At 74.1% G+C, this 20,805-nt stretch carries 17 protein-coding genes; 10 read left to right on the top strand and 7 right to left on the bottom strand.

Features of this window, described 5'->3' with window-relative positions; all coding sequences use genetic code 11:
• Positions 1 to 2: 2 nt before the first annotated feature.
• Positions 3 to 968, bottom strand: a complete 966-nt coding sequence (locus tag LL648_RS19805; protein WP_232664101.1) for an ornithine cyclodeaminase family protein — start codon at positions 966 to 968, stop codon at positions 3 to 5.
• Between the two features lie 131 nt (positions 969 to 1,099).
• On the opposite strand from LL648_RS19805, the gene LL648_RS19810 reads away from it, so the two are divergent.
• The 5 genes from LL648_RS19810 (at position 1,100) to LL648_RS19830 (ending at position 7,844) form a co-directional block, all read left to right on the top strand.
• Positions 1,100 to 1,741: a GntR family transcriptional regulator gene (locus LL648_RS19810; RefSeq protein ID WP_232664102.1), complete on the top strand. Its 642-nt coding sequence runs from the start codon at positions 1,100 to 1,102 to the stop codon at positions 1,739 to 1,741.
• A gap of 238 nt (positions 1,742 to 1,979) precedes the next feature.
• Positions 1,980 to 3,254 carry a cytochrome P450 gene (locus LL648_RS19815; protein WP_374112079.1) on the top strand — a complete coding sequence of 425 codons (1,275 nt, stop codon included), beginning with the start codon at positions 1,980 to 1,982 and terminating at the stop codon, positions 3,252 to 3,254.
• Positions 3,251 to 4,390: a glycosyltransferase gene (locus LL648_RS19820; RefSeq protein ID WP_232664103.1), complete on the top strand. Its 1,140-nt coding sequence runs from the start codon at positions 3,251 to 3,253 to the stop codon at positions 4,388 to 4,390. The genes LL648_RS19815 and LL648_RS19820 overlap by 4 nt, the downstream gene beginning before the upstream one ends.
• A gap of 384 nt (positions 4,391 to 4,774) precedes the next feature.
• Entirely contained in the window at positions 4,775 to 6,610 is a 1,836-nt protein-coding gene (locus tag LL648_RS19825) for a hypothetical protein (protein WP_232664104.1), read from the top strand.
• Positions 6,611 to 6,641: 31 nt separating this feature from the next.
• On the top strand, positions 6,642 to 7,844 hold the full coding sequence (locus LL648_RS19830) for a cysteine desulfurase-like protein (RefSeq protein ID WP_232664105.1): 1,203 nt from the start codon (positions 6,642 to 6,644) through the stop codon (positions 7,842 to 7,844).
• Between the two features lie 149 nt (positions 7,845 to 7,993).
• Here the strand turns inward: LL648_RS19830 and LL648_RS19835 are convergent, their stop codons facing one another.
• The 3 genes from LL648_RS19835 to LL648_RS19845 all read right to left on the bottom strand — a co-directional run bounded on the left by LL648_RS19835 (position 7,994) and on the right by LL648_RS19845 (position 10,456).
• Entirely contained in the window at positions 7,994 to 9,196 is a 1,203-nt protein-coding gene (locus tag LL648_RS19835; protein ID WP_232664106.1) for a glycosyltransferase, read from the bottom strand.
• Between the two features lie 130 nt (positions 9,197 to 9,326).
• On the bottom strand, positions 9,327 to 9,950 hold the full coding sequence (locus LL648_RS19840; RefSeq protein ID WP_232664107.1) for a CPBP family intramembrane glutamic endopeptidase: 624 nt from the start codon (positions 9,948 to 9,950) through the stop codon (positions 9,327 to 9,329).
• Complete coding sequence (locus LL648_RS19845) at positions 9,947 to 10,456, bottom strand: Lrp/AsnC family transcriptional regulator (protein WP_232664108.1); 510 nt, start codon at positions 10,454 to 10,456, stop codon at positions 9,947 to 9,949. Before LL648_RS19845 ends, LL648_RS19840 begins: the two co-directional genes overlap by 4 nt.
• Before the next feature lie 68 nt (positions 10,457 to 10,524).
• On the opposite strand from LL648_RS19845, the gene ald reads away from it, so the two are divergent.
• From ald to LL648_RS19865, 4 genes are all read left to right on the top strand, one after another.
• Complete coding sequence (gene ald, locus LL648_RS19850; protein WP_232664109.1) at positions 10,525 to 11,658, top strand: alanine dehydrogenase; 1,134 nt, start codon at positions 10,525 to 10,527, stop codon at positions 11,656 to 11,658.
• Positions 11,659 to 11,764: 106 nt separating this feature from the next.
• Positions 11,765 to 12,817 (top strand): diacylglycerol/lipid kinase family protein, encoded by a 1,053-nt coding sequence (locus LL648_RS19855; protein ID WP_232664110.1) that lies wholly within the window; start codon positions 11,765 to 11,767, stop codon positions 12,815 to 12,817.
• On the top strand, positions 12,817 to 13,578 hold the full coding sequence (gene cobF / locus LL648_RS19860; RefSeq protein ID WP_232664111.1) for a precorrin-6A synthase (deacetylating): 762 nt from the start codon (positions 12,817 to 12,819) through the stop codon (positions 13,576 to 13,578). The genes LL648_RS19855 and cobF overlap by 1 nt, the downstream gene beginning before the upstream one ends.
• Positions 13,575 to 14,306: a cobalt-precorrin-6A reductase gene (locus LL648_RS19865; protein WP_232664112.1), complete on the top strand. Its 732-nt coding sequence runs from the start codon at positions 13,575 to 13,577 to the stop codon at positions 14,304 to 14,306. Before cobF ends, LL648_RS19865 begins: the two co-directional genes overlap by 4 nt.
• Before the next feature lie 97 nt (positions 14,307 to 14,403).
• On the opposite strand, the gene LL648_RS19870 is transcribed toward LL648_RS19865, so the two are convergent.
• The 3 genes from LL648_RS19870 to LL648_RS19880 form a co-directional block, all read right to left on the bottom strand.
• Positions 14,404 to 15,450 (bottom strand): DNA polymerase IV, encoded by a 1,047-nt coding sequence (locus tag LL648_RS19870; RefSeq protein ID WP_232664113.1) that lies wholly within the window; start codon positions 15,448 to 15,450, stop codon positions 14,404 to 14,406.
• Positions 15,451 to 15,549: 99 nt separating this feature from the next.
• A complete protein-coding gene (locus LL648_RS19875; RefSeq protein WP_232664114.1) occupies positions 15,550 to 16,998 on the bottom strand; it encodes a GDSL-type esterase/lipase family protein in 1,449 nt (482 codons plus the stop codon).
• 162 nt (positions 16,999 to 17,160) lie between these two features.
• A complete protein-coding gene (locus tag LL648_RS19880; protein ID WP_232664115.1) occupies positions 17,161 to 19,251 on the bottom strand; it encodes a SpoIIE family protein phosphatase in 2,091 nt (696 codons plus the stop codon).
• 318 nt (positions 19,252 to 19,569) lie between these two features.
• Between LL648_RS19880 and LL648_RS19885 the strand changes: the two genes are divergently transcribed.
• A partial coding sequence (locus LL648_RS19885) for a HAMP domain-containing protein (RefSeq protein WP_232664117.1) occupies positions 19,570 to 20,805 on the top strand: 1,236 nt, incomplete at its 3' end.

Genomic DNA, 20,805 nt, shown 5'->3' on the forward strand with positions numbered 1-20,805 from the left:
GCTCATCGGGTACTCCCTCCGCCGGCGCCGAGCACACGATCGGCGACGGCACCGGCGGTGACGAGGTCCTGCCACGGCATCCCGGTGCCCTTGAACAATCGCGGCCGGGTGGCCGCCGGCGCGGTCCTGCGCACGACGTCGGCCAGCGTGACCAGGTCGTCCGGGCCGAGCACACCCTCGGAGATCGGGATGACGACGTCGCCGGCCTCGCGCAGCGCGCTCACCCGCGACTCGACGACCACGGTCGCGCGCGCGACCAGGGTCGAGTCGACCTCGCGGCTGGCGGGGTCGTGGCTGCCGATCGCGGCGACGACGGCGTGGTCGGCGACGAGCGCGCCGTCGAAGAGCGGCTCGGGCGACGCGGTGGCGCACACCACGACGTCGGCCGCGCCCACGGCGTCCGGCTCGGCCGCGGCGGCCGGGATCCCGGCCGCGGTGATCCGCCCGACCAGCTCGTCGACGCGCTCGGGAGTCCGCCCGACGACGTCGACGTGCTCGATGTCGAGCACGGCGCGCAGCGCCTCGACGTGCCCCCACGCCTGCACGCCGGTGCCGAAGAGCGCCACCCGCCGCGCGTCCGGCGGCGCGAGGTGCCGCACGGCGAGGGCGGACGTCGCCGGCGTGCGCAGCGTCGTGAGCGCCGCGCCGTCGAGCACGGCGACCGGGGTCAGGTCGGCGCTGCGGAACAGCACGTAGACGCCCTGGATGACGGGCACGTCGGTGCCCTCGTTGCCCGGGCAGATGCCGAGGATCTTGGTGCCGCAGAAGCGGCCCGCGGCCGACGGCATCTGCAGCAGCTCGCCGGCGCTCGTGCCGAAGCGCGTGCGGGTGCCGTCGTTCTCGGGGTCGAGCCCGTCCCCGTCCGGCGTGCGGCGCAGCGCCGTCTCGAGCACGTCGATCGCCGCCGCGGGCGGCAGCGCCCCGGCGATGGTCTCCGCGTCGATCCAGGCGGGTGCGGCTGCCGTCATGGAGGGCCCTTCGATCGGGTAGTGGTCGATCGGTTAGTGGTAATCGATAACCTCGCGGGTCGGTGGCAGAATCTCTCCCACCGACGCACCGATGTCAACACTGCGCTGCCACCACCCGAGGAGGACCCCGCGTGGAACCGCTTCGCCGGCCGAGCCTTCGCGACCAGGCGCTCGCCGTCATCCGGCAGCAGCTCGTCGCAGGCGAGATCCGGCCGGGGGAGATCTACTCGGCGTCGGCGATGGCGACGCGGCTAGGCACGTCCAACGCGCCCGTGCGCGAAGCGATGCTGACGCTGGTCAACCAGGGCGTGATGGAGGTGGTGCCGAACCGTGGCTACCGCGTTACCCCGGTGACCGAGAAGGACCTCGACGAGGTCTACCAGCTGCGGCTGCTGCTGGAGGTGCCCGCCGTCGAGCGGCTCGCGGCGCGCGACAACAGCGCCGAGGCCGAGATGCTCAGGGAGTACGCCCGCACCTGCACGAAGGCCGCGGTGGACGGGGACATGACGGTCTTCCTGGAGGCCGACCGCGACTTCCACCTCACGATGCTCGGGCTGCTCGGCAACGGCCGGCTCGTCCAAATGGTGGAGATGCTTCGCGACCAGACGCGCCTGTACGGGCTGCGCTCTTTGGCGGAGCAGGGACTGCTCGTTTCGACGGCGCAGGAGCACTTCCCGCTCCTGGAGGCGGTGCTCGACGGCGACGCTCCGGAGGCGGCTCGGATGATGACGCTGCACCTCTCGCACGTGCGCGGCGACTGGGCGGGCGGGTAGCCGTCCTCCCGGCGGTACCTGCGCGCGGGACAAACCGGGCGGGGTGCCCGTTATATGAGGTCACGCCAGGGGCCAGAATCAAGGCGTGATGTCTCGGGAACGGGTCCGGTGGGGCGGGACACGACAGTCGACGACGCGCGTGGCTGCGGTCGGGCGTGCGGCGCTGCGGACGGCGGGTGAGCGGGTCGGCGGTGTGCTCAGCGGGCGCACCGGCCCGCTGCGCGCGCTCAAGTCCCGGATCATCGGCTACATCGCGCGCCGCGCGTTCGGCGGCGGTGGCGGTGGCGGGCTGTCCGCGGCGAAGCTCTCGCTGCTGCCGGAATCGGCGCTGCTGCCGCTCAAGCGCGACGGGCTCGACCCCGTCGACTGGCTGCGCGACCACCGGGAGTCCGGCGGCATCAGCCGGATCAAGCTGCCGCTCGGCGTGACCGTCTGGCTCGTCAGCGGGTACGACGCCGCGAAGTCGGTGCTCGGCGCCACCGCGACGTTCAGCAACGACTTCCGCCAGCTCGCCGGCGCCGTGGGCTTCGGGGAGGACGAGAACCCCGGCGGGCTCGGCTTCAGCGACCCGCCCGACCACACGCGCCTGCGCAGGGTGCTCACCCCGGAGTTCACGGGCCGGCGGCTGAGCCGGCTGGTGCCGCGCGTGCAGGGCATCGTCGACGAGCAGCTCGACGCCATGGCCGCCGCCGCGGAGAAGGGGCCCGTCGACATCGTCGCGATGTTCGCGCTGCCGGTGCCGTCGCTCTCGATCTGCGAGCTGCTCGGCGTCCCGTACGAGGACCGCGCCGACTTCCAGCGCCTCTCCACCGCGCGGTTCGACCTGGGCGACGGCGCGGAGGCGTCGCTCGCCGCCGTCAACGACTCGCTGCCCTACCTGCGCGGGATCGTCGAGCGCCAGCGCGTCGACCCCGGCGAGGGCCTGCTGGGGCGGCTGGTGAGCGACCACGGCGAGGAGTTCACCGACCACGAGCTGGCCGGCATCGCCGACGGCCTGCTCACCGGCGGGCTGGAGACCACCACCAGCACGCTCGCGCTCGGCACGGTGATCCTGCTGAACCACCCCGAGTACGTCACGATGCTGCGCGAGGACAGCGCCGCCGTCGACCCGTTCGTGGAGGAGCTGCTGCGCTACCTCTCCGTCGTGCAGGTGGCCTTCCCGCGGTTCGCGCGCGAGGACGTCGAGGTCGCCGGGCAGCTGGTCAAGAAGGGCGACGTGGTGATCCCGTCGCTGTCGGGGGCGAACCGCGACGCGACGCTGCGTGCCGCGGAGTCGGCCGAGATGGAGGCGTTCGACCCGCGCCGCGGGGTCGTGCGCCACCTCGCGTTCGGCTACGGCATCCACCGGTGCGTCGGCGCGGAGCTGGCCAAGCTCGAGCTGCGCGCGGCGTTCCCCGCGCTGGTCGCGCGGTTCCCGGAGATGCGGATGGCCGAGCCGCCCGCGGACCTCGCCTACCGCAAGTACTCGATCGTCCACGGCCTCGACCGGCTGCTCGTGGACCTGGCTCCGTGAAGGCCGGCGCCGTGAAGGTCCTGTTCGTCGCGGCACCGCTGACCGGGCACCTGCTCCCGATGGTGCCGCTCGCGCAGGCGTTCCGCGATGCCGGCCACGACGTCCTGCTGGCCAGCGGCGGCGCCGCGATCGGCGCCGCGCCCGCCGGCATGCCGATCGAGGACGTCGCGTCGACGGTGTCGTTCACGCGCATCGGCGTCGGGCTGCTGCTCGCGCACCCGAAGCTGGTGCGGCTGGAGCTGGCGGGCCGTGGCGGCACGCGGATGGTCGGGCACACCTTCGGCAGGGCGAACGCCTGGTTCCTCGACGCCGTCGTCGCGCTGGTGGAGCGGTACCGGCCCGACCTCGTCGTGCACGAGCCGCTCGGCGCGGCCGGGGCCGTCGCCGCCGCCCGGCACGGCGTGCCGGCCGTGCTGCACGAGACCATGCCGTTCGACGGACCGTCGCTCGTCGCTGCCGTCACCGCCGACCCCACCATGCGCACCGCGATGCGCAGCCACAACGTGGCCGAGCTGCCCGACCCGTTCGCGGTGCTGTCGATCTCGCCGCCGAGCCTCGGCCTGGCCTCGACCGGACGCCCGATGCGGTACGTGCCGCCGGCCAGCACCGGTGAGCTGCCGGAGTGGCTGGGGTCGCCGGGAGAGCGACCGCGGGTGCTGGTCAGCCACAGCACCATCGCCGGGCCCGCGGTGGGCGACCCGATCCGGCCGATGCTGAAGCTCGCCCCCGCGCTCGACGCGGAGGTCGTGCTGGTCAGGCCGCCCGCGCGGGTCGCGAAGGGTGCGCTGCCGCCGAACGTGCGCTGCGTCGGGTGGGTGCCGCTGCGCGAGGCGCTGCCGCACGCGGCGGCGATCGTCCACCACTCCGGCGCAGGCACGATGTTCGGTGCGCTCGCGGCCGGGAAGCCGCAGCTCGCCCTCGTCGGGCCGGGGGACCGCAGGCACAACGCCGAGCTGGTCGCCCGTCGCGGGGCCGGGATCGCGGCGTCGACGAAGGAGCTCACCGCCGCGACGGTCGCGACCCTGGTCAGCGACCCCTCGATCCGGGTCGCCGCGGCGGAGGTGGCCGCCGAGATCGCGGCGATGCCCGCGCCGGCCGAGGTCGCTGCGAAGCTCGCCGCCGAACTCGCCCCCTGACCACCCGGCCGACATCCCCACCGTTTTGCCAACCTGCACACCCGAAAGGGCGTGCAGGTTGGCAAAACGGTGGGGAACTTCGGGGTCGGGCGGGCGAGCAGGGGCTGCGGTCGTTCGGATCGGGCGGGCGGTGGGTGCCGGCCGGGCCCGCGTAGATCACGCTCTGCCCGCCGTCCGTCGCATCCAGGCGCGCCCTGAGCGCACCCAGGGGCGCGAGCGGAAGAACTTGGCCGCCTCGGGGTAGCGTGCCCGCCAGGACATGCGTTCTCGCCGCTCCCCGTGTCGACCGCCGAGCCCTGCTTCACTGCTGTGCCGTCATCACGGGAGCGTCGGTGGCCGCGTCGACGTGTTCCGTTCTGGGAGGTCCGACTGGTGGGCGACAGGATGTCCGCATCCGAGAGCGACTCCGTGGCCGTCGGTCGCCTCGATCCGGGTGCGCGATGGGACACCGGCCCGCGCCGGATCCCCGGTGAGGCCGACGACGCGCAGGCGGGGGTCGCCCGCAAGCTGCAGGGCCGGCTCGAGCGCCACGTGTGGCTGCTCAACCGCATGCAGTCCGACCCGCTGCTGCCGGCCCCCGCCGAGCTCCCCGAGCTGCTGGAGATCGCGCGGCGGATGCGGCGCGACACCGACAGCCTGCTGATGCTCTGCGGCCAGGACCCCGGCGTGCGCAGCAACGGGCGCCAGCGCCGCCTCTCCGAGGTGCTCTCCGACGCCGCAGAGGCCGCCGAGGAGCCGCGCCGGATCGAGGTGCGCCCGGCGCCGGCAGCCGGTCTGACACCGGTCGCGGCGGTCGAGCTGCTGCACGTCCTCGCCGAGCTGCTCGACCACGCGACCGCCGTGTACCCCGGCGCGCGGGTCGAGCTGGGTTCGCGGATCGACCGCAACGGCGGGGTCGCCGTCGAGGTGCGCGCCGATGGCGCGTCCCGCTACGACCCGGAAGGCCTGGGCGGACGCCGAGCGCTGCGGGCCGCCGAGCGGCTGAGCAACCGGTCGCGCAACGGCATCACGCTGCGGCTGGCCAAGCCGGGTGCCGGCATGGTCGCGGCCGTGCTCTGCCCCGACTCGATGGTGCTCCCGCCCGAACCGCTGCTGCAGGGCAAACCGGGGGAGCGCGCCGAGACCCCGCGCCAGCGCACCAACGGTGCGTCGCGGCCCCAGCTCGCCGCGCTCCCGCCGCTGCCGCCGACGCCACCGCCGATGCCGGTGCCGACCGCGTCGGACCCGTTGATGCACACCCCGCCGCCGCTGCCGGCCCCGCTGGCCCCGACCCCGCCGCCGCTCCCGGTGCCGGAGCCGGATCCGCTGCCCCGCCGCAGCCCTGCGAGCGAGTCGCTCTCCGACGCGTTCCCGCTGCTCTCCGCGCCGTCGCCGGCCGCGGCGGAGCCGCTCGCCCCGCTCTCGTCGCTGTCGTCGTCGCCGCCCCTCTCGACGTCGCCGCCCCTCTCGACGCCGCCGCCCGCGCCGCCGCCCCCGCTGGCTCCGCCGCTGTCGCAGTCGTCGCTGTTGTCCCCCCTGGCAGCGCCCCCTTCCTCCCCGATGTCCCCTCCGACGTCCTCCCCGATGTCCGCGTCGCCGCTGTCGGCGCCCTCGCGGAACGACGACCCCTTCCCGCCGGCCGGGTTGCCGGAGCCCCGCTTCCCCGACGGTCCGTCGTACCCGTCGCTGCCCAGCCGGATCCCGTCCGGTTCGGGCGAGCGGGGCCGTCCGACGTCACCCGAGCCCTTCTCCTCCGATCTGGACGAGAAGATGACGCCCATCCCCGCGGGGCAGGTGGACGAGCTGTTCGGCCCGCTGGTCAACCTCGTGCAGGACGCCAGCGACGAGAGCATCGCCACCCCGATCTTCGAGGCGATCGCGTCCGCATGGTTCCGCGACGAGCCGGAACCCGCTGCCGAGGCCCCGCGCAACGGCGGTGGCCCGCTCGACTGGGAGACCCCGAGCGACGACGAGTGGCGCGCCGCCGCGGCACGTGCCGCGACCCCGGAGCCCGCACCGATGACGGTGAGCGGGCTGCCCCGCCGCCGTCCAGGTGGCCAGCTGGTCCCGCCGCCGATCTCCCGCGGCGGCGGCGCCGACCTGCCCGCCCCCGAGCGTGTCCCCGACCGCGTCCGCGACCGGCTCAGCGGCTACCAGCGCGGCCTGCGCCAGGGCCGCCACCACGCCGAGCCGCCGCCGGGCGCGTCCCCGCCGCCACCGGAGCCCGACAACTGGAACTGATTACCCCGCCCTGGATGGCAGGGTGGGGCGCATGAGCTTCGACGTCGGTTCCGTCCGCAAGCACTTCCCGGCGCTGGGCGCCGGATACGCCCATTTCGACGGTCCGGGCGGGTCCCAGACGCCCGACGTCGTCGCCGACGCGGTCGCGTCGACGCTGACCGCGCCGATGGCGAACCGCGGCCGGGTCACGGCGGCCGAACGCACCGCCGACACGATCGTCCTCGACGCCCGCGGCGCGATGGCCGACCTGCTCGGCGCCGACCCGCGCGGGATCGTCTTCGGCCGCAGCATGACGGCGCTGACGTTCGACATGGCCCGCACGCTCTCGGCGACGTGGGCGCCCGGCGACGAGGTCGTCGTCACGCGGCTCGACCACGACGCGAACATCCGGCCGTGGCAGTACGCCGCCGAGGCCGCGGGTGCGGTGCTCCGGTGGGCCGAGTTCGACCCCGAGACCGCGGAGCTGAGCGCCGAGGCCGTCGCCGAGGTGCTCACGCCGCGGACCCGCCTGGTCGCGGTGACGGCGGCGTCGAACCTGCTCGGCACCCGGCCACCGGTCCGGGCGATCACCGACCTCGCGCATGCCGCCGGCGCCCTCACCTACGTCGACGGCGTGCATTACACCGCCCACGCCGGCGTCGACGTCACGGCGTTGGGGGCGGACTTCTTCGCCTGCTCGCCGTACAAGTTCCTCGGCCCGCACTGCGGTGTGCTCGCCGCGTCGCCGGAGCTGCTGGAGACGCTGCGGCCGCAGAAGCTGCTGCCGGCCACCGATGCCGTCCCCGAGCGGTTCGAGCTCGGCACCCTGCCCTACGAGCTGCTGGCCGGGACGACCGCGGCCGTCGACTTCCTCGCCGGGTTCGACCGCACCGACGGCACCCGCCGGGACCGGCTGCTCGCCTCCGCGAGCGCCGTCGAAGCGCACGAGGAGCGGCTGCGCGGCCGCATCGAGGAGGGCATCGCGGCGCTGCCGCGCACCCGGATCTTCTCGAAGGCCGCCCACCGCACCCCGACGCTGCTGGTCGGCTTCACCGATCGGGCTCCCGGCGACGCCTACACGTTCCTCGCCGAGCGAGGTATCAACGCGCCCGCCGGCTCGTTCTACGCGCTCGAGGCCTCCCGGCACCTGGGGCTGGGCGACACCGGGGCCCTGCGGATCGGGCTGGCGCCGTACGTCGACGACAACGACGTGACGCGGCTGCTGGAGGCGCTCGGCGAGTTCGTCGGGGTGTGAGCCGCGCGAGTCCCATGTTCCAGCGCGCGAGTCCCACGTTTCGGCGGGCGTGTCGCGCGTTCGGGAGCGGTGAGTTGCCACTTCTGGCACGGTGAGTCGTCACTTCTGGCACGGTCAATTGCCACTTCGTGCACGCCGAGGACCCTCGCTCACAGCCGTTCGATGAGCGATCGCACCCCGGCGGAGCCGTCTTCGTCGCCGATCCGGGCCGCGAGCGCAGTGGCGCGCTCGCGGTACGCCGGCTCGTCCAGGCAGGCCCGCAGCGCCTCGGCCAGGTTCTCGGCGGTCAGCTCCTGCAGCGGCAACGGTTTCGGGGCGACGCCGAGGTCGTGCAGCCTGGCCGCCCAGAACGGCTGGTCGACCAGCACCGGCACCGGGACGGCCGGCGCCCCGGCGCGCAGGCCCGCGCCGGTGGTGCCCGCTCCGGCGTGGTGGACGACGGCAGCCATGCGCGGGAACAGCCACTCGTGCGGTATGTCGCCGACGACCAGCACGTCGTCGCCGGCGGCGCCGAGGTCGGCCCATCCCGACTGGACGACCGCGCGCACACCGGCGCGGCCGACAGCCGCGGCGACGACCTCGTGGAGCCGTTCGTGGTCGGGGGTCATGCTGCCGAACCCGACGAACACCGGGGCCGGGCCGGCTTGCAGGAAGTCGAGCAGCTGGTCGGAGGGCTGCCAGGCCGGTGGGGTCGCCGGCCACCAGTAGCCGGTCACGTGCGCCGACCTGGGCCAGTCGGCGGGCCGGGGAACCACCGCGGTGCTGAAGCCGTGGCAGATCGGCCAGACCTCGGGCGTCTCCATCGGCCCCGCGGGCAGGTCGAGCTGCGTGCGCAGCCGCCGCAGGACGTCGGCGTAGAGGGAGCCGGTCCGGGCGAGCACCTGCCGGCCGGCAGAGAGGTTGTCGTCGGGCGACGAGTGCTCGGCGCCCGGCCAACCGGGCGGCGCGAACTCCCGCGTCGGGACTCCCGGAACGAGGTAGACGCCGATGCTCGGGATGCCGAGGCCGGCGGCGACGAGGCGGCTCACGGGTGCCGGGCCGAACGCCGTGAGCACGACGTCGGTGCCCGCGGCACCGGCGGCGACCACGCCGGCACCCAGCTCGTCCAGGAACTCGGCGAAGACCGACCGGGCCGCCTCGGGCGACGGCGCGGCCGTGCGCGCACGGACCAGCTCCAGCGGATCCCCGGGGAGGCGCCGGTGCTCCAGCCCGCTTCCGCGCACCGGATCGGCGAACCGGTCGTGCGCGGCGAGCGCCACCTCGTGGCCCGCCAGCCGCAGCCGCTGCCCGAGCCCGGTGAAGGGCGCAACATCGCCCCGCGAACCCGCTGTCACGATCAGAACTCGCACCACGCCCCCGATCCCGCCGCACGAACAACGGGAGGATCATCCTCCGTTTCGCCTGTACGTGCAGGCGGGGGAGGGCAGGAAAGTGGCTTTCCTGCCCACGCGTGCGGAACGCACGCACCGGGCGATGCCCGGCTCAGCCCTCCCGGAACAGCGGCGGCATGAACCGCAGCATGAGCGCCGACCACGTCACGTGCGTGAGCAGCGGCGCGGCCACCCCGCCGGTCGCGCGGCGCTGCAGCGCGAGGACGGTGCCGAGCACGCCGGACGCGAGCACGAGCGCCGGGTTGCGGCTCGCGGCGGTCGCCAGCACGTAGATCGCGGTCGACGTGGCGACCGGACGTGGACCCGCGGCGTCGTACACCGCGCCGCGGAAGAACAGCTCCTCCGCGGCCCCGTTCGCGAGCGTCGTCAGCACCACCGGCAGCCCGGCGCCGGCCTCGTAGTGTCCCAGCACCGTGCGGATCGCGCGGCGCAGCGGCGGCACGCGCAACGAGACCACCGCGGCCGCATAGAAGGCGCCGAAGACGCTCGCGCCGATCGCGACGGGGACGAGCACGGGGTGCGCCGAGCGGCCGGCCGGGACGGGGCCGTCGACCACCGCGCCACCCGCCCACGTCACCGCGGTGGCGCTGGTGAAACCGTAGAACGCCGCCGAACCCGGGCGCGCCCGCAGCCCGGTGCCGAGCAGCCCCATGCCCGCGACGAGCGTCGCCCCCAGCACGCCGCGCCGCCGCTGCGCACCGCTCGAGCCGCTCACGTCGGCCCGCCCGTCACCCGGGTGTGCTCGAAGATCAGGTTGGTCTCGGTGCCGGCGATCGCGGGGTTGCGGTTGAGCACCTCGCCGACGAAGTAGCGCAGGTCGTCGGTGCTCGACGTCGCGACGTGGATCAGGAAGTCGTTGGCGCCGGCCACGAAGTACACCTCCAATACCTCCCGCCGCGCGCTCAGCGCGGTGACGAAATCGCCCATGGCCCCGCGCGCGTGCGGCTGGAGCCTGATGGCGATCATCGCCTGGAGGTCGTGGCCGAGCGCGCGCGGGTCGATGTCGGCGTGGTAGCCGCGGATCACCCCGGCCTGCCGCAGCGCTCTGACCCGCCCCAGGCAGGTGGACTGCGCGACCCCGACCCGATCGGCCAGATCCTTGTTGGAGATGCGCGCGTCGGCCCGCAGTTCGCGCAGGATCGCGTGGTCGACCGGATCGAGACGAACATCATTCGGCGTAAGCGCTCGCGCAGGCTGCGAACCTGCAGATGGCAATGGCACCGACGCCTCCTGACGAATCTTCTGCGGACTTCTTGCAGTGTAGCGCTAGGTTCTTCATTCTCTAGCACATGCGAATCGGCGTACCCCGCGAGGTCAAGAACCACGAGTACCGCGTTGCTCTGACCCCCGCAGGGGCGTTCGAGCTCACCCGCTCCGGGCACCACGTGCTCATCGAGAAGGGCGCCGGTCTCGGCAGCTCGATCACCGACGCGGACTACGAGGCCGCCGGAGCGCGCATCGTCGCCACCGCCGACGAGGTCTGGGCCGCGGCCGACCTCCTCCTCAAGGTCAAGGAGCCGATCGAGCAGGAGTACCACCGCCTGCGCCGCGACCAGGTGCTGTTCACCTACCTGCACCTCGCCGCCTCGCTGCCCTGCACCCAGGCGCTGCTCGACTCCGGCACCACCTCGATCGCGTACGAGACCGTGCGGCTGCCCGACGGCACCCTCCCGCTGCTCGCCCCGATGAGCGAGGTCGCCGGCCGGCTCGCCCCGCAGGCCGGCGCCGGCGCGCTCATGCGCGCCGCCGGTGGTCGCGGTGTCCTGCTGGGCGGCGTGCCCGGAGTCCGTCCCGCCAACGTCGTCGTGATCGGCGCGGGCGTCTCGGGCCAGAACGCCGTCGCGATGGCCGTCGGCCTCGGCGCCGACGTCACGGTGCTCGACCTCGACATCACCAAGCTGCGCCAGCTCGACGACCGCTACGCCGGCCGCGTGCGCACCGTCGTCTCCAACGCGCACGAGCTGGAGAAGGCCTGCCTCGACGCCGACCTCGTGATCGGTGCCGTCCTCGTGCCCGGCGCCCGCGCGCCGCGCCTGGTCAGCAACGATCTCGTGCGCCGCATGAAGCCCGGCTCGGTGCTCGTCGACATCGCGATCGACCAGGGCGGTTGCTTCGAGGACTCGCGCCCGACCACCCACGCCGAGCCGACGTACACCGTGCACAACTCGGTGTTCTACTGCGTCGCGAACATGCCCGGCGCCGTGCCGCACACCTCGACGTACGCGCTCACCAACGCGACCCTCCCGTACGTCCTCAAGCTCGCCAACCAGGGCTGGGAGCAGGCGCTGGTCGCCGACCCCGCGCTGGCCGCCGGCCTCTCCACCCACGACGGCGGGCTCAACAGCCTGCAGGTCGCGCACGACCTCGGCCTTCCCTACACGGAGCCGACGTACAGCGCGCCCACGACCCTCGCGACCGTCTGAACGACGTTCTCGACGTTCCTGACGTTCGCCGGCCAGACGCGGGCGGCTCGCTCGATCGAGCGAGCCGCCCGCTGCCGTCCGTCGATCCGCGCATAGGGTTTCCGCCGTGTCCGGCGAATGGTGGCTGATCGTTGGCATCGCCGTACCCGTGCTGGCGTTGCTGCTGCTCGCGCTGGTCAGGGGACGCCGCCAGGCCAAGCACCCGGACGCGCTCGCGGCCGAGCCCGAGGACCGCCCGCTCGCGGCCGTCGTCGCCAACCCGGTGCGGGCCGACCCGGGGAGCCGGGAGCGGGTCGAGGCCGTCTGCGCCCATCTGGGCTGGGCGGAGCCGCTGTGGCTGGAGACGACCGTCGACGACCCGGGCACCGGCCAGGCGCTGGCCGCCGTCGAGCGCGGCGCCGACGTGGTGCTCGCGTGCGGCGGCGACGGCACCGTCCGGGCCGTTGCGCAGGCGCTCGCCGGCACCGGGGTCGCCATGGGGCTGCTGCCGGCCGGCACCGGCAACCTGCTGGCCCGCACGCTCGGCACCCCGCAGGAGATCGCGGCGGCCACCACGATCGCCCTCACCGGCGACGACCGGCCGATCGACGTCGGGCGGGTCCGGTTCGACAACGAGGACGACGAGCACGTGTTCCTCGTGATGGCCGGCACCGGCTTCGACGCGCTGATCATGGCGAGCACCCCGGAGGCGCTGAAGGTGAAGGTCGGCCCGCTCGCCTACGTGATCTCGGGGCTGCGGGCCATGCGCGGGCGCCGGACCCGCGTCACGATCACGCTCGACGACGGCCCGCCGCTGCGTCGCCGCACCCGCACCGTCCTCGTCGGCAACAGCGGCACGCTGCTCGGCGGGCTCGTGCTGATGCCGGCGGCGACGATCGACGACGGCCTGCTCGACATCGTCAACCTCGCCCCCAAGGGCATGGCGGGCTGGGTCGCCGTCGCCGGACGGGTGATCAGCAAGAAGCGCGGAGGGCACGAACGGGTGGAGCACTGGCAGGCGCAGTCGATCACGATCTCCGCTGAGACGCCGCAGCCCTCGCAGATCGACGGCGACCCGATCGGTGAGGTGAGCCGGCTGCGCATCCGGGTCGACCCGGGGGCGCTCGTCATGCGGGTGCCCGACGTCACCCGGCCGCCCGCGCTCGACCTCGGCCGCTGATGCGCACCGTCTACGTCATCGGGATCGGCTCCGGCGACCCCGAGCACCTCACCCTCGCGGCCATCGCCGCCATGAACCGCGTCGACGTGTTCTTCACGATCGACAAGGGCGAGGTGAAGAGCGACCTCGCCGCGCTGCGGGCCGAGCTGCTCGCGCGGCACGTCAACGGGCTGTTCCGGGTGGTCGAGGCCCCCGACCCGCAGCGCGATCGCGCCGCCGAGAGATACGAGGCGGCCGTCGGCAGCTGGCAGGGCGAGCGGGAGGCGCTGTACGAGCGGATGCTCACCGAGGAGCTCGCCGAGGGGGAGTCCGGCGGGTTCCTGGTGTGGGGCGATCCCGCGCTCTACGACGGCACGCTGCCGATCCTGGAGCGGATCCGGGCGCGGCGCCCGGGGGTCGAGATCGTCTCGGTGCCCGGGATCAGCAGCGTCCAGGCGCTTGCGGCGGCGCACCGCCTGGTGCTCAACCGGGTCGGCCGCGCGTTCACGGTCACCACGGGCCGGCGGCTCGCCGCGAGCGGCATGCCGGCCGACGTCGACGACGTCGTGGTGATGCTCGACTCGCGCACCGCTTTCGCGGAGCTGACCGATCCCGACGTCGACATCTTCTGGGGCGCCTACGTCGGAAGCTCGGACGAGACGCTCCTGCACGGCGACCTGCAGGCGATGAAGGGCACGATCAAGGAGGTGCGGGCCGAGCTACGGGAACGGAAGGGCTGGATCATGGACACCTACCTGCTGCGCCGCCGGGACCCGCGGTGAACGTGCTCGTGCTCGGCGGGACGGGGGAGGCCCGCGTGCTTGCCGACGCCCTGCACCGCAAACCGGGGTTCACGGTGACGTCGGCGCTGGCCGGGCGGGTCGCCGTGCCCGCGATGCCGGCGGGGGACGTGCGGATCGGCGGGTTCGGCGGTGCGGGCGGGCTGACCGACTGGCTGCGCGCGCGCGACGTCGACGTCGTGGTCGACGCGACCCACCCGTTCGCCACCCGGATGACCGCCAACGCGATCGCCGCCACCGCGGCGCTGCGGCTCCCGCTGCTGGTGCTGCGGCGGGAGGGGTGGGCGGAGAGCCCCGGCGACCGCTGGCACCGGGTGCCCGACACCGCCGCCGCAGCGGCGCTGCTGCCGACGCTGGGCCGGCGCGCGTTCCTCGCGACCGGACGCGGCGGGCTGGCGGAGTTCGCCGCCGTCGAGTCGATGTGGTTCCTGGTGCGCGCGGTCGACCCGCCGCCGCCCCCGCTGCCGCCGCGCCGGCTGGTGCTGCTCGACCGCGGCCCGTTCACCGCCGATGCCGAGCGCGCGCTGCTGCGCGAGCACCGCATCGACGTGCTCGTGACCAGGGACTCCGGCGGGGCGATGACGGCCGCGAAGCTCGTGGCGGCCCGCGAGCTCGGCCTGCCGGTGGTGCTGGTGGAGCGCCCACCGGCGCCGGAGGCGGAGACGGTCGCGACGGTCGAGGACGCGCTGGAGTGGCTCACCACCCGCTAGCGACGTCCGAAGGCCGCGCCCGGGATGTGCCTGGAAAGCCACTTTCCAGGCGCGTGGTGCCGGCAAAGTGGCTTTCCAGGCAACCCCGGGGGGGGGCCTATCGCGGCTCGGGGTCGCCCGTGGGGTGGTCGAACTCCGCCTTCACCCCCAGTAGCCGCACGTCCCGCCCGCGCCGGAACATCTCCAGCACCTGCAGGGCGGCCGCTTCCAGCACCGCCGCGTCGGAGGTCGGCGCCTCCAGCGTCATGCTGTGCGTCCTGGTGATGAACGGCGCGAAGCGCACCTTCACCCCCACCCGCAGCGCCGGCCGGCCCTCCGCCACCACGTCGGCGGCGACGCGGTGGGCGAGCTCGATCACCTCGGCGCGGACGTCGTCCCACTCGCTGAGGTTCTCCTGGAACGTCGTCTCCCGGCTGCGCGAGCGCGCCACCCACGGCGTCGCGTCGACCTTCGCACGGCCGATCCCGCGCCCCAGCTGCACGTAGTACGGCCCGAGCGTCGGTCCGAGCTCTGCGGCGAGCGCTTCGCGGTCGGCCGCGGCGAGCTCGCGGACGGTGCTGATGCCCAGCGCGGCGAGCTTCTGCTCGGTCTTCGCGCCGACACCCCACAAGGCGCGGGTCGACCGGTCGCCCATGACGTCGAACCAGGTTGCGGCGGTGAGCTGGGAGATCCCGGCCGGCTTCCCGAAGTCCGTCGTGATCTTGGCGCGGAGCAGGTTGTCGCCGATCCCGATCGAGCAGTGCAGCCGGGTCCGGTCCAGCACCGCGGCCTGGATGCCGCGGGCGAAGGCCACCGGGTCGTCGGTCTCGACGCCGACGAACGCCTCGTCCCAGCCCATCACCTCGACGACGGCGCCGGTCTCCCGCAGCACCTGCATGACCTCCTCCGACGCCTCCTCGTACGCCGGGTTGTCGGCGGGGAGGAAGACGGCGTCGGGGCAGCGCTTCGCGGCCGTCCGCATCGGCATCCCCGACCGTACGCCGTGCTCGCGCGCGGCGTACGACGCCGTCGCCACGACCCCCCGCTGCGTGGGGTCGCCCTTCCCACCCACGACGACGGGCCGGCCCTCCAGCTCCGGGCGGCGCAGGATCTCGACCGCCGCGATGAACTGGTCGAGGTCGACGTGCAGCACCCAGTACGCCACGCCGCCATCCTCCTCGCCGACGCCACATGGAACCCTGTGGTCGATTTTCATCGTTGCAGGACCGCCTCGAGGTTCCATGTGGCGGAGGGGAGCAGGTCCCTAGCGCGACGGCGGCGGCTCGATGAGGCGCACGACGGCCGACGCCATGCGCAGCGAGCCGACGCCCGTCGGGTGGAACGGGAAGGGGTCGGCCAGGCCCTGCAGGTCCGGCCCGAGCCCGTCGGTCCCGGGTGCGCACAACCCGCCCAGCGCCGGCCGGGCCACCGCGAAGCCGTACTTCTGCGCCCCCGCCTCCAGCACCGCGTTGAGCTGGACGTTGCGCGCCTGGAGCAGGCCGATCTTCGTCGGGTCGAGCCCCGGGTAGCCGCTGGCCCGGGTGTCTGGGCAGCTGGCGCCGGGGGAGAAGGCGCCGTAGGAGTTCACGACGATCACCTGCGGCCGGTCGGGCAGGTCGTTCAGGTCGACGAGCAGGTCGCCGTACACCCGGTCGAACGCGGCGAGGCGGTAGTCGAACTCGCCCTGGGTGAGCTGGTCGGAGCAGTCGGGCACGCCGTAGCAGTAGCGCAGGAAATCGGCCCAGCCCACGTCGTTCGGCCCGATCGCGACCACGACGAACCGCAGCCCGCTCACCTGCTTGAGCACGCCGACCTGCGCCGGGACGACCTGCCCGCCCTGCTCCTGCGGCCCGCGCAGGCCGCTGGTGACCGTCGCGCTCGGGCAGGCCAGGTTCAGCACCTGCGCCGGCAGCAACCGCCCGATCTCGGCGGCGAGCGAGTCGGTGCTGCGCTGGCAGGCCGCGTCGTCGGCCCTGCTGTGCAGGCCGCCGGGCGGCACCGGCGGCCCGCCGACGCGCACCGCGCGCGAGTCGCCGATCACCGCCCCCGCGTACCCGGTCACCTCGGGCCCGACCGCGTCGGGGGAGAGGTGATAGGCCCCGACCAGCTGCGCCAGCGAGGTCACCCCGCGCAACCCGTCGGCGGCGCCGGCGTAGGCGAGCCCGCCGGAGACGCCCCATGCGAGCACCGACGCGATCGTCGCGACGACGGTCATGCGGCCCGCCGCGCGCCGGCAGTAGGCCCAGATGTCGGCGAGCGACCAGGGGTCGTCGGTCGCCTTGCTGTGCCGCCGCAGCACGACCAGCGTCCGGACACCCGCGGCGGCGAACGCGGCGGCGAGGGTGAAGCCGATCAGCGCCAGCCCGCCCCAGAGGTACCACGCCACGAACCCGTCGGTGACCGCCTTGACCGCGGCGTCACGCGCCTCGGGGCCCTTGACCGGGTCGAAGACGGCGTCGGCCGCCGCGTTGCGCAGCACCGGGCCCATCGTCAGCTGCGGCCGCAACGGCCCGACGACGTGCAGCCGCTCCAGGTCGAGCGACGTGTTGCCGACCTGCACGAGCCGGGCCGGACCGGCGAGCGTCGGCTCGGGCGGCCGCGCGCCGACGGTGATGTGCTGCCCGAACGCCACGATCTCCTGGCCCGGTGTCACAGCTACCACCAGCGGGATCCCGACGGCGAGGCAGAACACCACCAGCAGGACGGTCGGCAACGAGCGCAGCTCCCGCAGGAGGCTGACGCGCCGGGTGTTCCTCTTCAGAGCTCGGTCCCCCTGCAGAAAGCACGATCAAGTACTGCATCGATCCCGTACCCAGGATGCGCCACGTCAACACCCAGCGGGTACCGACGAGTGGAGTATCGGATCACCGGGGCGTTACGGCGCGGCGCGGACCGCCAGCAGCGCGATGTCGTCGCCGAGCGGGTCGGGGGAGAACCGCTCCACCTTCTCCCGCACTGCGGCCACCACCTGCGCCGCCGTGCCGCCCGCCGCTTCGTGCGCGGCGTCGAGCAGCCGCTCCGCGCCGAACTGCTCCCGCCCGCGCCTGCGCTCGGTGACCCCGTCGGTGTAGACGAGCAGCGTGTCGCCCGGCTCGATGCGGTGCGTCGTGCACTCCAGCGCGACGGTGGGCACCAGCCCGACCGCCGTGCCGAACGTCCCGATCAGCTCCGCGGTGCCGTCGGCGCGCACCACCACCGGCTGCAGGTGCCCCGCCAGCACCAGCTCGACGTCCAGCCCGTGCGAGCGTCCGCGCCGCGGCTTGTGCACCATCGCCGCGGCCAGCGTGCAGAACTGCAGCGGGTCGGCCGCCTCCATCATCACGGCGTTGAGCATCTCGATCGCGCTGGTCAGCGTGCGCCCGTCGCGGACGAGCACCCGCAGCACGTCCCTGACGAGCCCGGTGCGCGCCGCGGCCCGTGCGCCCTTGCCGCAGACGTCGCCGATCGAGACGAGCCACCGGGTGGGGTCGACCGTGAACACGTCGTAGAAGTCGCCGCCGACGTCGCTGCCGTAGCTCGCGGGAAGGTACTCCGCGGCGAAGTCGAGCCCCAGCACCACCGGCAGCGCCCGCGGCAGCAGTGCCTGCTGCAGCGCCTGCGAGACGGCGACGTGCGCCGCCGCGCTCTGCGCGTTGTGGATCGCGAGCGCCGCGCGCCGGGCGATGTCGCCGGCCAGCACGACGTCCTCCGGCGTGTGTGCCCGCCCCGCCGGCCGGCCGACGACGAGCGCGCCGATCGCGCGCCCACGGGTGCGCAGCGGCACGACCAGCCCTTCGGCCGGCACCGCGAACCGGGCCGGCGCGGTGTTGCCCCGGGTTACGTCGGAGAGCAGCGTGCGCAGCTCGGCGGGGATCCCGGGCAGCTCGTCGGGGTCGAGCACGGCGCGCAGCTCCGGCAGCGCGTTCTCGTCGGCGTGCGTGATCGCCGCGAGCTGCAGCCGCCCCGAGTCGTCGAGCAGGTGCACGGCGCACCACTGGCCCAGCCGCGGCACCACGACCTGCGGCACCACGGCGACGGCGAGGTCGACGTCGAGCGACTGGCCCAGCAGCTCGCTGGTCTCGGCGAGGTAGGTCATCCAGGCGCGTCGACGCTGGTCGACCGCGCGCAGCCAGTGCGACTCGACGGCCATCGCGACGCGGTAGGCGATCAGCTCGGCGAGGTCGCGGGTCTTGCCGGGGTCGACGGCCTCGGCCGTGTCCTGCAGCGGGTCGTCCGGCCGCGCCCGGTGCGCCACCCGCAGCACCCCGCGCAGCGGCTGCGTCGTCGGCAGCGGCACCTCGACCACCGGCCCCCGACGGGCTGCGGTGATCCCGGCGCCGTCACGGGCCACCTCCTGCGGGCCCGCGCCGTCGCCCTCGTCGACCTCGACGGCGACCGACTCGGCGTCGAGCAGCTCCCGCAGCCTGCGCACCAGCTCGGCGACCAGCTCGAACGGTTCGAGGCGGTCGACGAGCCCCGGCGGGACGTGCAGCAGCCACCGCGCCTGCTCGGCGGCCGACCACACGCGCTCGGGGTCGATCGGCTCCAGCGGCGCGGGCGGCGGCAGCGTGACGGGCGTGCGGGCGAGCGAGAACCAGATGACGTGCCGGCCGTCGGACTCGTGCCGCGTGCCCCACGTGGCGGCGAGGCGCTGCACCAGTTCGAGACCCCTGCCGTGGGTCGCGGCGCGCCCGTACCGCGGGCGGGGCTGGGCGAGGTGCATCTCCAGCGGCCCGGCGCCGCGGTCGGTGACGGCGACGTTGATGTGGTCCGGATCGACGGTGAGCGCAACCTCCAGCTCGGTCCCGGCGTGCAGCACTGCGTTCTCGCACAGCTCGCTCGCCAGCAGCACGGTGGTGTCGGCGAGCTCGTCGGCCGGGTCGAGCCCGTCGATCTCGTGGAAGGCGTCCTGCAGCATCCGGCGGGCTCTGCGGGCGGACCTCACATCGGGCGGCAAGCGCATCCGCCGCTCGAACGGAACTGGCACGGGTGCAGTGTGCCGTGTCGGCAACGATTTGTCCGGGCGGGCCGTCCTGTGACCGCCGCGCTCGGACGGGATCGACTATGGTCCATGCGTGCGGCTGGCTCATCCGTGCGGTGGCCGTGCCGAACCGGTGTTCGGTGCACGCACATGCCCCGGCTTCTCGCTGGCGTGCATGGGAGGACGGTCTTGACAACAACCCGACGAACGGCGGCGGAGGCACGCAGCGCGAGCACCCCCGTCGAGGACGAGAACGCCGACGGTGCCGAGGGCGCCGACGGCCATGCCGCGCTGCTCGCGGAGCTGGCCACGGCGCTGCACCTGATGGGGCAGGGCCGCTTCGACGTCCGGTTGCCCCGCCGCAACGGGGTCGCGGGCCAGGTGGCCGACAACTTCAACGAGGTGATCTCGACCGCGCAGCGGCGCAACCGCGACCTGCTGCGGATCAGCCGTGTCGTCGGTCGCGAGGGCCGCACGTCCGACCGCCTCGACGAGGAGTCGTACAACGGCGAGTGGGCGACCGGTGTGCATGCGGTCAACGCGCTGATCGACGACCTCGCCGCGCCGACGGCCGAGATCGCGCGCGTGATCGAGGCCGTCGCCGAGGGTGACCTCTCCCAGCACATGGCGCTGGAGATCGAGGGCCGCCCGCTGCGCGGCGAGTTCCGCCGCATCGGGCGCACCGTGAACACGATGGTCGACCAGCTCTCGTCGTTCGCCGACGAGGTCACGCGCGTGGCGCGGGAGGTCGGCACCGACGGGCGCCTCGGCGGCCAGGCCGACGTCCGCGGCGTCGCCGGCACGTGGCGGGCGCTCACCGACTCGGTGAACACGATGGCGAGCAACCTGACCAACCAGGTGCGGTCGATCTCCAGCGCGGCGACCGCCGTCGCGCAGGGCGACCTCTCCCGCACGATCACCGTGAACGCCCGCGGCGAGGTCGCCGAGCTGGCCGACACGATCAACTCGCTCACGTCCACGCTGCGCCTGTTCGCCGACGAGGTCACCCGCGTGGCCCGTGAGGTCGGCACCGACGGGCTGCTGGGCGGGCAGGCCTCCGTGCCGAACGTCGCCGGCACGTGGAAGGACCTCACCGACGCGGTGAACCTGATGGCCGCCAACCTGACCGACCAGGTGCGGGGGATCGCGCAGGTCGCGACGGCGGTGGCCACCGGCGACCTGTCGCAGAAGATCACCGTTGACGCCCGGGGCGAGATCCTGGAGCTCAAGTCGACGGTGAACACGATGGTCGACCAGCTCTCGTCGTTCGCCGACGAGGTCACGCGGGTTGCGCGCGAGGTCGGCAGCGAGGGCAAGCTGGGTGGCCAGGCCGCCGTGCCGAACGTGTCGGGCGCGTGGCGCGACCTCACCGAGAACGTCAACGAGCTCGCGTCCAACCTGACCGACCAGGTGCGCAACATCGCGCAGGTGACGACGGCGGTGGCCAGGGGCGACCTCTCGCAGAAGATCACGGTTGATGCCAAGGGCGAGATCCTGGAGCTCAAGTCGACGGTGAACACGATGGTCGACCAGCTCTCGTCGTTCGCCGACGAGGTCACG

The sequence above is a fragment of the Pseudonocardia sp. TRM90224 genome (assembly GCF_021245725.1).
In the GTDB taxonomy this organism is placed as follows: domain Bacteria; phylum Actinomycetota; class Actinomycetes; order Mycobacteriales; family Pseudonocardiaceae; genus Pseudonocardia.

Bases quoted from the DNA above. Each gene is read 5' to 3' on its own strand.
- LL648_RS19825 (WP_232664104.1), top strand. From the start codon at position 4,775: ATGTCCGCATCCGAGAGCGACTCCGTGGCCGTCGGTCGCCTCGATCCG.
- ald (WP_232664109.1), top strand. From the start codon at position 10,525: ATGCGAATCGGCGTACCCCGCGAGGTCAAGAACCACGAGTACCGCGTT.
- cobF (WP_232664111.1), top strand. From the start codon at position 12,817: ATGCGCACCGTCTACGTCATCGGGATCGGCTCCGGCGACCCCGAGCAC.
- LL648_RS19830 (WP_232664105.1), top strand. From the start codon at position 6,642: ATGAGCTTCGACGTCGGTTCCGTCCGCAAGCACTTCCCGGCGCTGGGC.
- LL648_RS19805 (WP_232664101.1), bottom strand. From the start codon at position 968: ATGACGGCAGCCGCACCCGCCTGGATCGACGCGGAGACCATCGCCGGG.